The organism is Aliiroseovarius crassostreae (genome assembly GCF_025137635.1).
Taxonomy (GTDB): Bacteria; Pseudomonadota; Alphaproteobacteria; order Rhodobacterales; family Rhodobacteraceae; genus Aliiroseovarius; species Aliiroseovarius crassostreae.
In genome coordinates this window covers 3070209-3083066 of record NZ_CP080772.1, presented here as the reverse complement: position 1 = coordinate 3083066, position 12858 = coordinate 3070209, and the positions used below count along the sequence as shown (strand labels likewise).

Below are 12858 nucleotides of genomic sequence, written 5' to 3'. Positions count from 1 at the left end.
ATCATCAGGCCGGGGGGCAGCGCCACTGAAGCCGAAGCAGCGCCCCCGTCTAACCTCTGTCTAACCTCCGTCGAAACCCTGTCGCCCCCCTGACAAACCGGTGCCTTACAGCGCGCCCTCTGCCCCCTCCGCTTTCAAAAGCGCGGCCAGACCCGTCTGATAGTCCGGGTAAAGCAGCTCAACCCCAAGCTCCTCCTTGATGCGATCATTGCGCACCCGTTTTGATTCCGCATAAAAACTGCGCGCCATCGGGGTCATGTCAGCGGTTTCAAAATCCTCCGGCGCTGGCACGGGCAGGCCCAGCAACTCCGCCGCATAGGCCAGAACATCCTCAGGTGGGGCCGCGAGATCATCACAGACATTATAGATTGCCCCCGGATTGGGATGGGCTATGGACGCCGCCAGAACCTGCGCGATATCCTCAACATGGATGCGCGAAAACACCTGGTTTTTCTTGACGATCCGCCGGGCGGTGCCATTGCGCACCTTGGCAAACGGTCCGCGGCCGGGGCCATAGATCCCCGCCAGCCGGAAGATGTGCAGCGGCAGACCATGCTCCCGCGCCACCTCTTGCCAGGCGCTTTCCGCCTCAACCCGCATCTGGCCACGTCTGGTTGCAGGGGTCAGCGGCGTCGCCTCGTCCACCCATCCGCCCTGATGGTCGCCATATACCCCCGTGGTCGACAGGTAACCCACCCATTTCAGCCGTGACGCATTGGCAATAATCTCTGCCCCTGCGCCGCGCAGAGCCGGGTCACCCTCCGCATCCGGGCCTGCGGAAATCAACAAATGTGTCGCACTGGCAAGCGCATCCGAAATGTCTTCTCCGGGCCAGCGGATCGTTCCCCCCTGCCCGTCCCGCGACGTGCCCGTCACGCGCCATCCCTGCGGCTCCAGCACACGCGCCAAGGCCCGCGCCGAATAGCCATATCCGAAAATGAACAATGCGTTTTCCATGCCCCGTATCGAAAGCGTCTCCGGTTATTGTTGGATCACAGCAATAACTGGAAACGCCCACCCTCCCTACATATTGCGCGGCGTCACCACATCACGTTGCTTCAACGTAACATGGTTACGCTTTAACGAGGCGAGAGCGTAAGGGAAAGGGGGCACGCGCCAGATGCCATGACCTGACGCTTTACACCCGGCACTGCAAACAGGCCCAGAAAACGGGTATTTTAGTCTCTAATATGCGGGTTAGAGACTATTTTCCCTTCCAGACCGGATCCCGTTTTTCCGCAAAGGCCCGCGCGCCCTCCAGCTGATCCTCACTGCCGTAAAGCACATCCACCGTGCGAAGCTGGCGCTGAGTGATCCGGTTCATGGCATCCTGAAACTTGCTGTCCTCCGCATCCCGCACAACTTCCTTGATTGCGGCGTAGACCAGCGGTGGGCCAGAGGCGAGCAGCCGGGCCAGCTCCCAGGCGCGACCCAGCAATTGATCCGCTGGCAGAACTTCATTGATCAACCCCCAACGATGCCCTTCATCCGCATCAAACCATCGGCCGGTCAACAGAAGCTCCATCGCGATATGGTAAGGGATGCGTTTGGGAAGTTTCACTGACGCGGCATCCGCCACCGTGCCGGACCTGATTTCCGGCAGGGCAAAGGTCGCGCTCTCGGCAGCCAGGATCATATCACCCGATATGGCCAGTTCGAGCCCCCCCCCGCAACAGATCCCATTCACCGCGACGATCACCGGCTTGTTCATGTCGCGCAGCTCCTGCAACCCGCCAAAGCCACCAACGCCGTAATCGCCATCAACCGCATCACCTTCGGCGGCAGCCTTCAGATCCCAACCAGGGCAAAAGAACTTCTCTCCCTCCGCCCGCAAAATCGCCACCCGCAGATCCGGGTCATCGCGAAAACCTGCAAACACGTCCCCCATGATGCGCGAGGTCGCAAGGTCGATCGCATTGGCCTTGGGGCGATCCAATGTCACCTCAAGCACGGCCCCCTCTTGCCGCGTCCTAATCGGCCCTTCGGTTAAATCTTCAAACTGTGCCATCTACACGCACCTCCTTGATAAGCGCATCCGCCGCCACCGCCCTGTCAGGCGTACAGAGGAGCGGGTTGATTTCCACTTCTTCAATCCGGTCGGAATGTGCGACCACATACTCCTGAACCGCCATCACCGCATCAAGTATTGCGGTCAGGCTGGCACCGGGTTTGCCACGATATCCAGCAATCACTTTGGCTATTTTCAGCTGGTTTAGAGCCTGTTCTACACGCTCACGGGCCGCCGGGATCAATACGCTGCAACTGTCCTGCATCACCTCGGTCAGGACACCGCCAGCCGCAAGCGTCAGCACAAAACCATGCGCGGGATCTCGGGTCACACCAACCAGGATCTCCACAACCGTCCCTTCGATCATCTCTTCCGCGAGGAATGTATCACAAGGCATGTTTTTGGCTGCATTAGAGACTTCTTGTGCAGAATTCAGCCCCAGTGCCACCGCACCGGCTTCAGTTTTATGGGCGATGCCTTCCCCCTTGAGGACCAGTGGAAACCCAACCACCTCCGCAAGCGCGTCCGTGTCACGGCCACGTGCAGATTTGGGAACAGCCACACCATGGGCAGACAGGCGGGCCTTGGCTTCGGCCTCACTCACAACCTCCCCCGCCCGCTCCGCCCCCGGCAACAGCAAAGGGGCCGCGACCGAAGGCAGCGGTCGTGAAGCCGCCTCAACCGCAAACATCGCCTCTTCCAGGCCATGCATCGGAACCACCCCCTCTTTCAGCAACCGTTGCGAGGCCGCTTCAGGCAGCAATTCCGGCAGGGTCGCGACAACGGCCACCCTGCCACCAGTCCGCCTATGCGTCTCTATTGCAGCGTTCAGGGCGACATCCCAATCAGATGGATCACAACGATCTGCCCGTGGAATATCCAGTATCACCATTGTCAACGCGATCTGCGGATCCACCAGCGCCGACCAGGCCTGGATCATTTTTTCCAGATCCCGCCAGATGTAAGTGTGATAATCCAGCGGGTTGGCAAGAGCCACCATCGGCCCCAGCGCCTCGGCCAGGTCCTGACGCTGGCGGGGATTAAGCGGCGGGAAGACCACATCCCGTCCAAACGCCGCGTCTGCAGCCAGGCTCGCCTCCCCCCCGGAACAGCTGATCGACGCAATGGTATTATTCTCTAATCCACCGCAAACATGCAAAAGCTTCAGCGTCTCAAGAAACGCGGGCAGGCTGTTCAGCCGGGCGATTCCCAGCCGATCAAGCAAGGTCTGCGCGCCCACATCCCCGCCCGCAAGAGACGCGGTATGAGAGATGGTAGCCGCCTGCGCCTGATCAGAGCGCCCGACCTTCAGCGCAACAATTCGCACACCTCTGGCCCGCGCCTTGGTTGCCAGCTTTTCCCAATGGGTCAGATCCCCGAACCCCTCAACATGCACCCCGATGGCCGTGACACGCGGGTCGTCCAGCAGGGCGGCCGCTATCTGCGCCTGACTGGTCTGCGCCATGTTCCCGCACGTAACCATATAGGCAATCGGCAGGGCACGGGTTTGCATCGTCAGGTTGATCGAGATGTTTGAACTCTGGGTCAGGATCGCCACACCCCGCTCCACACGAGCCGCCCCATGCTGGTCTGGCCACAACAGCGCCCCATCCAACGCATTGATAAACCCATAGCAGTTGGGACCGAGAATCGGCATGTCACCTGCGGCACATAGCAGTTTTTTCTGAAGGCCTGCCCCCTCGGCATCCTCCGCCGAGGCTTCGGAAAACCCACTGGCGAAACATACCGCCCCACCGGCCTTCATAGCGGACAAGGCTGCGACAGCTTCAATCGTGGCGAAGCGATTGATGCCAATGAAAGCGGCATCAGGTGGATGGGGAAGGTCCTCGATCCGCGCATAGACCCCATCCCCGCCTTTGGGGTGAACCCGCCAGATTTCACCGGAAAATCCCATTTTGTGGCACTGGTCCAAAATGGCCGAACACCAGGCTCCACCGCCGATCACCGCAATGGATTTGGGTTGCAACAAACGAGAGAGGTTGCGTGTCATTGCACCCCTCCCCCTTCAGCCTTTTTGCCTTCGGCGAGGATATTTATCGGCAAGAGGAAAAGGGGGAACTTATCCAGAACCCCCTGTGAAGAGATCAATGTCTCTTCCCCTTGCACGGCCATCGGCGTCCCCGCCTGTGCCGCATCTTCAGAATGGCAGAGCATGGTTAACAATTCGTGTCTTCCTCTTGCTGAAAATATCCTCGCCGAAGGCAAGAAAATTCTGCGCCGCAGCTGCCACCGGAAGATGGTCACATGTCAGGCACCGTCACTGTTTCTGTCGATATGTCCAAGGTCACGCTCAGGAGCGACGTGGTCGCGCACCCGTTGCTTCAGCTCTTTCGCTTCGGGAAAGCCCCCATCACGTTTACGCTCCCAGATCACTGCGCCATCCACCGTCACTTCGAACACACCGCCCATCTCTCCGGGGATCAGCGTTACACCGCCCAAGTCGGTTGAGAAGGTCTGCAAAAGCTCCTGCCCCAGCCACCCGGCACGCAGCAGCCAGTTACAGCCGGTGCAATAGGTGATGGTCACGACGGGTTTTCTGGCGGGATTGGACATATCGGGTCTCCTTGTTTGGGGCGCCCGTCAAGCTCCGAGCGGGCGCAGCAGATCTCGGGAAATGATATGCCGCTGTATCTCACTTGTCCCGTCCCAGATGCGCTCAACCCGCGCATCGCGCCAGAACCGTTCGATCGGGAAGTCATCCATCAGGCCCATACCGCCAAAGATCTGCAGCGTGGTGTCGGTGACCCGCGCCAACATCTCGGACGCATACAGCTTGGCCGAGGCGATCTCGCGGTTCGACGGCAGGCCCTGATCGAGGCGCCAGGCCGCGGACAGGGTCAGCCAATCCGCAGCGTCGATTTCGGTGATCATGTCGGCGATCTGAAACCCCACGCCCTGAAACTTGCCAATCGGCTGGCCAAATTGCTTGCGCTCCGCCGAGTAGGCCAGCGCATGATCAAAGCAGCGCCGCGCACGCCCCACACAGAAGGCCGCAACCGTCAGGCGGGTGGCGTAGAGCCATTCGTTCATCACCGCGAAACCGCCATCCACCTCGCCCAGCACCTGCGCATCGGGAAGGCGGCAATCATCGAAGGTCAGGATGTAGTTTTTGTAGCCCTTGTGGCTGACCGAATTGTAACCATCACGCACCTCAAAACCCGGCGTGCCGCGGTCCACAAGGAAGGTGGTGATCCGCTTTTTCGGGCCTTTTGGTGTTTCATCCACGCCGGTTGCGATGAAGACAATGAAGAAATCGGCGTGTTCCGCCCCTGAGATGAAGTGTTTCGACCCGTTCACCACCCAGTCACCACCATCACGCACGGCCTGGCATTTCATGCCGCGCACATCCGACCCCGCATCCGGTTCGGTCATCGCCAGCGCATCCATGCGTTCGCCGCGCACAGCAGGAAGAAGATACCGTTCACGCTGCTCCTGGTTACACGCCATCAGAATGTTCTGCGGGCGGCCAAAGAAATGGGTCAGAGCCATGGAGCCCCGGCCCAATTCGCGTTCCACCAGGGTGAACTCAAGGTGGGATAGACCCGCCCCGCCAACCTCTTCCGGGAAATTGCAGGCGTAAAACCCCAGATCAATGCATTTCCGTTTGATCTCCTCGCCCAGCTCATGGGGCACCTGCCCGGTGCGCTCAACCTCCGCCTCATGCGGATAAATCTCGTTTTCCACAAAGCTGCGAACAGTGGAGACGATCATCTCCTGTTCTTCCGACAATCCGAAATGCATGGGTGTTCCTTTGTTGAGGGCGGCGCGAGGCCGCCGCTGATCCTGCGTCTTTTCGGATTGACGTTAGGAAGATTTCACCCGTTAATCATGCAGCACTGGATGGAAGTATGCCGAAATGGTAGAATTTGTGGACCTGCTCTTGTTTGACCGCTTTTCGGCACTTTGCCTTGCCAACACGGTTGAACCGCTGCGTGCGGCAAACACTCTTGCCGGAAAAAGGCTCTATTCCTGGCGATTTCTCTCCGTGGATGGGCAGGCGGTGCGCTCTTCCTCTGAGATGGAGGTCAGCGTGCAAGGGGCGCTGGCGGATATGCGCGGCACCCTGTTGGTGGCGCTGCCCTCTTACGATTTTCGCCATCATGCCACGCCTAAAGTCTCGCGGGCATTGGCCGCGGCGGCGCGGCGCTATCCGGTGATGGCGGGGTTCGACACCGGGGCGTGGTTGTTGGCACAGGCGGGCCTGCTGAACGGCTACCAGGCGACCATTCACTGGGAAGAACTGGCCGCGTTCGAGGAAAGCTTTCCCGACGTGGAGGCCATCCGCGCCCGTCATGTCAGCGACCGGGGGCGGTTGACCTGCACAGGCGCATTGGCCGCATTTGACCTCATGCTGGATCGCATCGGCGACAGCCACGGACCGGCCCTTCGCCTTGAGGTCGCGATGCTGTTCATGGCACCGGGGGCCGCGCCATCGGTCGCGCCCCCTCTTGCAAAATCACGTGTGGTTGGCCGGGCGCTGTCCGCCATGCGCGCGGCGATCGAAACACCTGTTTCGCTGCCGGTGATTGCCAGAACCGCCGGCTGCTCGTTACGGGAGTTGGAACAGAGGATGCGCATGGAGCTGGGGGAAAGCCCCTCATCCATTTATCGCAGGATCCGGCTGATTTCGGCTCGAAAGGCTGTGTTAGAGACGAATTTGCCAATTGCAGAAGTGGCCATTCGTGCCGGGTATGAGGATGCATCGGCAATGACACGCGCCTTCAAGGCGGAGTTCGGCACCACGCCACGTCAGATCAGATCCAATCGCTAAGGCCCGCCCGCCCCGTTTGTCACAAAAGCTTCACCAAATTTGGGGTTGCGCTAACATCGCTTTTGTCGACAATTGGTTCATGGAGAAAAGAACAACGAAAAATTCCAGCCATCCTGAATTGAAACCCTGGGCCGACTGCGCCCCCGACCTGATCGCGGTGGCCGCAGGCCGGGCGCCTGCAGATATGGTGATCACCGGTGGGCAGGTGGTGAATGTGCACACGCGCGAAGTGCTCAACTGGGACATTGCGATCAAGGCAGGGCGGTTTGCCTATGTTGGCCCCGATGCAGGACATTGTATTGGAGACAGCACCGAGGTGATCGAGGCCGATGGCCAATACCTGATACCGGGTCTGTGTGACGGGCATATGCATATCGAAAGCGGTATGCTGACCCCGGCTGAATTTGCCCGCGCTGTCATTCCCCACGGCACCACCACCATGTTTGTCGACCCGCATGAGATCGCCAATGTGCTGGGGCTGGAAGGTGTGCGTTTGATGCATGACGAGGCCCTGTTGCAGCCGGTCAATATCTACACGCAAATGCCCAGCTGTGCGCCCTCAGCCCCCGGGCTTGAGACCACCGGGTTTGAAATCACCCCCGAGGATGTGCGTGAGGCGATGAGCTGGCCCGGTATCATCGGGCTGGGGGAGATGATGAACTTTCCCGGCGTGATCAATAGCGACCCCAAGATGCTGGCGGAAATGACAGCGACACAGGCTGCGGGCAAAACCATTGGCGGCCATTACGCCAGCCCCGATCTGGGCCCCAATTTCCACGCCTATGCGGCGGGTGGTCCGGCGGATGATCACGAGGGCACGTGTGAGCTGGACGCCATTGCGCGGGCGCGTCAGGGGATGCGGGTGATGATGCGGCTGGGGTCCGCGTGGTTTGACGTGGAAAAACAGATTACCGCCGTGACCGAACAGGGGCTTGATCCACGCAATTTCATCCTCTGCACCGATGATTGCCATTCCGGCACATTGGTTGAGGAAGGCCATATGAACCGCGCGCTGCGCTATGCAATCAGCTATGGCTGTGATCCGCTTGTGGCGCTGCAGATGGCAACGATCAACACCGCGACGCATTTCGGGTTGGAGCGGGAATTAGGCTCTATTACACCCGGACGGCGCGCGGATGTGATATTTACCGATGACCTGACCCAGTTGCCGATCAACCGGGTGATCGCCCGCGGGCAGGTGGTGGCGGAGGCAGGAGAGATCAAGGTGGACTGTCCGCATCTCGACTGGCCGGATCATGCGAAAGCGACAATGCATCTGGGCCGCGACATCACCGAAGCGGATTTTGTGGTGGACGCCCCCGAGGGCAAGAACTCGGTCACCGCCAAGGTGATTGGGATTGTGGAAAACCAGGCGCCGACCAAGGCGCTGACCCGCGATCTTGCGGTGATCAACGGCCGTGTTGAACCGGACGAGGTGCAGGATGTGGCGCAGGTCGCGCTGGTGGAACGGCACAAGGGCACAGGGGTTGTGCAAAACGGGTTTGTGAACGGGTTCGGATACCGGGGACAGATGGCGATGGCCTCGACCGTGGCCCATGACAGCCACCACATGATTGTCGTCGGCACCTCGCGCCACGATATGGCGCTTGCGGCCAATCGGTTGGCCCAGGTGGGCGGCGGCATGTGCGTTTACAAGGACGGGCAGGAACTGGCGCTGGTCGAGCTTCCGGTGGCGGGACTGATGTCGGATGCCCCCGCGCCCGAGGTCGCGGTCAAGGCGCAGGGCATCGTGAAGGCGATGGAGGCGTGCGGCTGCACGCTCAATAACGCGTCAATCCAGCATTCCTTTCTGGCGCTGGTGGTGATCCCCGAGCTTCGGATATCCGACCTGGGGTTGGTGGATGTGAACCGGTTTGAACTGACCGGATTGTTTGAGGAATAAAAGATGCCGATGAGCGACCTGACCATCCCGGTCATCACCCCTGAAACAGGTGAGCACGAAGTCTTCACCGATGCCAGCAAGGCGGTGGAGCGGCTGACCGAGCTTTACGATGCCTCCTGTGCCTTTCTGTGTCAGGCGTTTGAGGACAACGCCACGGGGACCAAACCTGCCAGCCGGTTTCGCGCCTTCTATCCCGAGATCCGGCTGACCACGACCAGCCATGCCCAGCGCGACACACGGCTCAGTTTCGGCCATGTCTCAGCACCGGGGACCTATGCTTCCTCGATCACCCGGCCAGACCTGTTTGCCCATTATCTGGAGCAGCAGATCCGGCTGGTCATGACCAATCACGGCCAGCCCGTGGAAATCGGCTATTCCAACACCCCGATCCCGGTCCATTTCGCTGTGGCCCGCAACCCCGACATCTCGGTCCCGCAGGAAGGCGCGATGGAATACCCGCTGCGCGACGTGTTTGACGTGCCGGACCTGAACACCACCAATGATGACATCGTGAACGGGGTCGCAAATCGTGACGAGGGGCAACCCGGCCCGCTGGCCCCTTTCACCGCACAGCGGGTGGACTATTCCCTGGCCCGGCTCAGCCATTACACCGCCACGCTGCCGGAAGATTTCCAGAACCATGTGCTGTTCACAAACTACCAGTTCTACGTGGAAGAGTTCGAAGCCTATGCGCGCAAGATGCTGGCCGATCCTGACAGCGGCTATAGCGGGTTTGTCGGGCCGGGCTATCACCGGATCACCGGGCCAGAAGAGGACCTGCCGGTGCCGGCGAAACTGCCGCAGATGCCCAGCTATCACCTGACCCGGCCGGACGGATCCGGGATCACGCTGGTCAATATCGGCGTGGGCCCCTCCAATGCCAAAACCGCCACCGATCATATTGCGGTGCTGCGCCCCCATGCCTGGCTGATGGTGGGTCATTGCGCAGGGCTGCGCAACTCGCAGCGGTTGGGTGATTTCGTGCTGGCCCATGCCTATCTGCGCGAAGATAAGGTGCTGGATGCGGACCTGCCGATCTGGGTGCCGATCCCGCCGCTGGCGGAAATTCAGATCGCGCTGGAACAGGCGGTTGCGGGGATCACCGAGCTGGAAGGGTATGAGCTGAAACGCATCATGCGCACCGGCACCGTGGCCTCGCTGGACAATCGCAACTGGGAACTGCGCGACCAGACCGGACCGGTGCAACGCCTGAGCCAGTCGCGCGCCATCGCCCTTGATATGGAAAGCGCCACGATCGCCGCCAACGGGTTCCGGTTCCGGGTGCCCTACGGCACGCTTTTATGTGTGTCGGACAAACCGCTGCATGGTGAGTTGAAACTGCCCGGTATGGCCTCGGATTTCTACAAGGATCAGGTTGGGCGGCACCTTTTGATCGGCATCCGGGCGATGGAAATCCTGCGCGATATGCCGCTGGAACGGATCCACAGCCGGAAGTTGCGCAGTTTTGAGGAGACCGCCTTCCTGTAAACCCTCCGGCCCTCCGACCCGCCCTGACGCCGGAGCAGGTTTGGCAAATTGGCCCTCCCGCCCGCTCAGCTTCCCTTACGTAAGCTCGCAATGGTTGCACGGCAGGCTTATCCGACACCCGCAGGGCCAAACCCGACCCCAGACAAAAAACTTCAGCTTTGACCAGCTGGAAAAACCCAAAAAACCGCGAATTTCCCCTTTTTTTCCTGCAACAAATCGTTGTGTCGCCCTGTCACATACAGTTAAATGCGCCCAATGAAGCCCAAGTAATGGGCAATTGAGGAGTGTAAATACATGTCGAAACCGATGACCAAGACCCAACTGGTTGCAGCTCTCGCTGAAGAAATGGGCGCTGACAAGAAAACCGCAGGCGCCGCTCTGGACGCCATGGTGGGCATCATCACCAAAGAAGTGTCGGGCGGCGGCGCTGTGACCCTTCCGGGCGTTGGCAAAATCTATTGCCGCGAGCGTCCGGCCCGCACCGTGCGCAACCCTGCCACCGGTGAGCAGATCCAAAAAGAAGCCGACAAGGTGGTGAAAATGACCATCGCCAAGGCTCTGAAAGACAGCGTGAACGGCTAAGCCTTCACCGGTCTCATGGACCAGACATTTGGAAAGGGTCGCCATCTGGCGGCCCTTTCTTTTTGTCTCCGCTTCGAAAAGGGCAAGAAACGGATCGTATCCGCTCAGCAAAATTGCGAAGGTGGTGACCGTTGCAAAGGACCTGCCATGCCAAACCGTTTTGATCTGCCTGCCGCCGTGATGCTGGTGACCCTCGCTGCTGTCTGGGGCGGGTCGTTTTTCTTTGCCGAGATCGCACTGCGGGAGCTGCCCCCCCTGACAATCACCCTGCATCGGGTGGTCTGGGCGGTGCCAATCCTACTTGTGATCTTGCGCCTTCGCCACATTCCCCTGCCCCGTGCGCCGCGCATCTGGGGCGCCTATCTGGTCATGGGGGCCTTGAACAACGCCATTCCCTTTTCGCTGATTTTCTGGGGACAGCAACAGATTGACAGCGGGCTGGCTTCGATCCTCAACGGGACCACGGCGATGTTCGGCGCGGTGGTGGCCGGGATCTTGCTGAAGGATGAGCCGCTGACCCCCAATAAACTGATGGGCGCAGCACTTGGTCTTGCGGGGGTTGCGGTGATCATGGGGCCGGGGGTGTTGAGCGGGCTGGACCCCAGCAACCTTGCCCAGCTCGCCATTATCGCCGCGGCGCTCTCTTATGCGTTTGCCAGCGTCTGGGGCAAAACCACCCTTGCAGGCCAACCGCCCCTGATGAATGCCGCGGGCATGTTGATCGGGTCCGTTGTGCTGATGCTGCCTCTGGTGCTGATTGTGGATGGGATGCCAAACCTCTCTTTGCAACCCGCCACATGGGGCGCACTTATAGGGGTGGCCGCCCTGTCGACCGCTCTGGCCTATGTGCTCTACTTCGCCATTCTGGTGCGGGCGGGCGCCGCCAACCTGATGCTGGTCACGCTTCTGATCCCACCTTTTGCCATCGGGCTTGGCGCAGCATTTCTGGGCGAGCGTCTGCCCGGCTCTGCTTTTGCCGGGTTTGCGGTGATTGCCCTGGGTCTGGCGGTCACGGATGGGCGGCTCTTTCGCAGCCATTCAGTTAAGCGTAGCTGACCTGACAGGGTAGGGATTTCAACCTCACCCCGCATTGCCACCGCCCCCCGTCGGCGCCTAGTGTGTGCCATTACCTAACGTGGCGTTTCAGGAGCGGCAGATGGACATTCGCGCAATTCTCATGGGGCTGGGGTTTGCCCTCATGTGGTCGTCGGCCTTCACCTCTGCCCGGATCATCGTGGCGGACGCCCCCCCGCTCTATTCCCTTGCGCTCAGGTTCTTCATATCCGGCCTGATTGGCGTGGGGATTGCCAAGGCGCTGGGGCAGAACTGGCGCCTGTCCCGGTCGCAATGGAAAGCGGTGCTGGTGTTTGGGGTCTGCCAGAACGCGCTGTATCTGGGGCTGAACTTTGTGGCGATGCAATGGGTTGAGGCCTCTCTGGCCGCGATCATCGCCTCCACCATGCCGCTGATGGTGGCCTTTGCGGGCTGGACATTGCTTGGGGACCGGCTGCGGCCAATGGCGGCACTTGGTCTTTTGGCCGGTGTGGTTGGGGTGGCGCTGATCATGGGGGCACGCCTGTCGGGAGGGGTGGATCTGCTGGGTGTCGGGTTCTGTTTCATCGCGGCGGCCGGGCTGACCGTGGCAACGCTTTCGGTGCGTCAGGCCAGTGCGGGGGGCAATCTGATGATGATTGTCGGGCTGCAGATGTTTGTGGGGGCGGCTGTGCTCTTTGTCTTTGCGGCCTTCCTTGAAACCCCCAGTTTCACGCCCAGCCTGCGCCTGTTTGCGGCCTTCAGCTACACGGTGCTGGTGCCCGGTCTTCTCGCCACGTTGGTCTGGTTTGCCCTGGTGGCGCGGATTGGCGCGATCAAGGCCGCCACGTTCCACTTTCTCAACCCGTTCTTTGGCGTTGCTGTCGCGGCGGTCTTGTTGGGCGAGGCGCTGGGTTGGCTTGATATTCTTGGCGTGAGCATCATCACAATCGGCATCCTGATGGTGCAGGTGTCAAAGCAACACCCCCCGGCCCCCTCAGTTTCGCAACATTCTCCCACGCGGACGTGATTCAGCGCCGCCTCATCGTGACA

Annotated in this window: 12 protein-coding genes; 6 read left to right on the top strand and 6 right to left on the bottom strand. The window is 60.4% G+C overall.

The window, feature by feature from the left end; translation table 11 throughout:
• Positions 1–105: 105 nt before the first annotated feature.
• The 6 genes from K3J57_RS14770 to K3J57_RS14745 form a co-directional block, all read right to left on the bottom strand.
• Positions 106–957, bottom strand: coding sequence for an SDR family oxidoreductase (locus K3J57_RS14770; protein WP_259796505.1), 852 nt, complete (start codon positions 955–957; stop codon positions 106–108).
• Between the two features lie 247 nt (positions 958–1204).
• A complete protein-coding gene (locus K3J57_RS14765; protein WP_259792865.1) occupies positions 1205–2008 on the bottom strand; it encodes a carnitinyl-CoA dehydratase in 804 nt (267 codons plus the stop codon).
• Entirely contained in the window at positions 1995–4019 is a 2025-nt protein-coding gene (locus K3J57_RS14760; protein WP_259796502.1) for an acetate--CoA ligase family protein, read from the bottom strand. Before K3J57_RS14760 ends, K3J57_RS14765 begins: the two co-directional genes overlap by 14 nt.
• Positions 4016–4273: a hypothetical protein gene (locus K3J57_RS14755; protein ID WP_259785561.1), complete on the bottom strand. Its 258-nt coding sequence runs from the start codon at positions 4271–4273 to the stop codon at positions 4016–4018. Before K3J57_RS14755 ends, K3J57_RS14760 begins: the two co-directional genes overlap by 4 nt.
• 3 nt (positions 4274–4276) lie before the next feature.
• A complete protein-coding gene (locus tag K3J57_RS14750; protein WP_259785560.1) occupies positions 4277–4582 on the bottom strand; it encodes an Rdx family protein in 306 nt (101 codons plus the stop codon).
• Between the two features lie 27 nt (positions 4583–4609).
• Positions 4610–5770 carry an acyl-CoA dehydrogenase family protein gene (locus tag K3J57_RS14745; protein WP_259796499.1) on the bottom strand — a complete coding sequence of 387 codons (1161 nt, stop codon included), beginning with the start codon at positions 5768–5770 and terminating at the stop codon, positions 4610–4612.
• A 115-nt stretch (positions 5771–5885) separates the two neighbouring features.
• Here K3J57_RS14745 and K3J57_RS14740 point away from each other — a divergent pair, with 115 nt between their 5' ends.
• The 6 genes from K3J57_RS14740 to K3J57_RS14715 all read left to right on the top strand — a co-directional run bounded on the left by K3J57_RS14740 (position 5886) and on the right by K3J57_RS14715 (position 12835).
• Positions 5886–6800, top strand: coding sequence for a GlxA family transcriptional regulator (locus K3J57_RS14740; RefSeq protein ID WP_259785555.1), 915 nt, complete (start codon positions 5886–5888; stop codon positions 6798–6800).
• Positions 6801–6879: 79 nt separating this feature from the next.
• On the top strand, positions 6880–8703 hold the full coding sequence (gene ade / locus K3J57_RS14735) for an adenine deaminase (protein ID WP_259792854.1): 1824 nt from the start codon (positions 6880–6882) through the stop codon (positions 8701–8703).
• Between the two features lie 9 nt (positions 8704–8712).
• Complete coding sequence (locus K3J57_RS14730; protein WP_259774934.1) at positions 8713–10191, top strand: AMP nucleosidase; 1479 nt, start codon at positions 8713–8715, stop codon at positions 10189–10191.
• 294 nt (positions 10192–10485) lie between these two features.
• Positions 10486–10773, top strand: coding sequence for an HU family DNA-binding protein (locus K3J57_RS14725; protein ID WP_055187272.1), 288 nt, complete (start codon positions 10486–10488; stop codon positions 10771–10773).
• A 147-nt stretch (positions 10774–10920) separates the two neighbouring features.
• Entirely contained in the window at positions 10921–11829 is a 909-nt protein-coding gene (locus tag K3J57_RS14720) for a DMT family transporter (RefSeq protein WP_259796496.1), read from the top strand.
• 100 nt (positions 11830–11929) lie between these two features.
• On the top strand, positions 11930–12835 hold the full coding sequence (locus tag K3J57_RS14715; protein ID WP_259796492.1) for a DMT family transporter: 906 nt from the start codon (positions 11930–11932) through the stop codon (positions 12833–12835).
• The last annotated feature ends 23 nt before the right edge of the window (positions 12836–12858 follow it).

Bases quoted from the DNA above. Each gene is read 5' to 3' on its own strand.
- K3J57_RS14770 (WP_259796505.1), bottom strand. From the start codon at position 957: ATGGAAAACGCATTGTTCATTTTCGGATATGGCTATTCGGCGCGGGCC.
- K3J57_RS14765 (WP_259792865.1), bottom strand. From the start codon at position 2,008: ATGGCACAGTTTGAAGATTTAACCGAAGGGCCGATTAGGACGCGGCAA.
- K3J57_RS14760 (WP_259796502.1), bottom strand. From the start codon at position 4,019: ATGACACGCAACCTCTCTCGTTTGTTGCAACCCAAATCCATTGCGGTG.
- K3J57_RS14750 (WP_259785560.1), bottom strand. From the start codon at position 4,582: ATGTCCAATCCCGCCAGAAAACCCGTCGTGACCATCACCTATTGCACC.
- K3J57_RS14745 (WP_259796499.1), bottom strand. From the start codon at position 5,770: ATGCATTTCGGATTGTCGGAAGAACAGGAGATGATCGTCTCCACTGTT.
- K3J57_RS14740 (WP_259785555.1), top strand. From the start codon at position 5,886: ATGGTAGAATTTGTGGACCTGCTCTTGTTTGACCGCTTTTCGGCACTT.
- ade (WP_259792854.1), top strand. From the start codon at position 6,880: ATGGAGAAAAGAACAACGAAAAATTCCAGCCATCCTGAATTGAAACCC.
- K3J57_RS14730 (WP_259774934.1), top strand. From the start codon at position 8,713: ATGAGCGACCTGACCATCCCGGTCATCACCCCTGAAACAGGTGAGCAC.
- K3J57_RS14725 (WP_055187272.1), top strand. From the start codon at position 10,486: ATGTCGAAACCGATGACCAAGACCCAACTGGTTGCAGCTCTCGCTGAA.
- K3J57_RS14720 (WP_259796496.1), top strand. From the start codon at position 10,921: ATGCCAAACCGTTTTGATCTGCCTGCCGCCGTGATGCTGGTGACCCTC.
- K3J57_RS14715 (WP_259796492.1), top strand. From the start codon at position 11,930: ATGGACATTCGCGCAATTCTCATGGGGCTGGGGTTTGCCCTCATGTGG.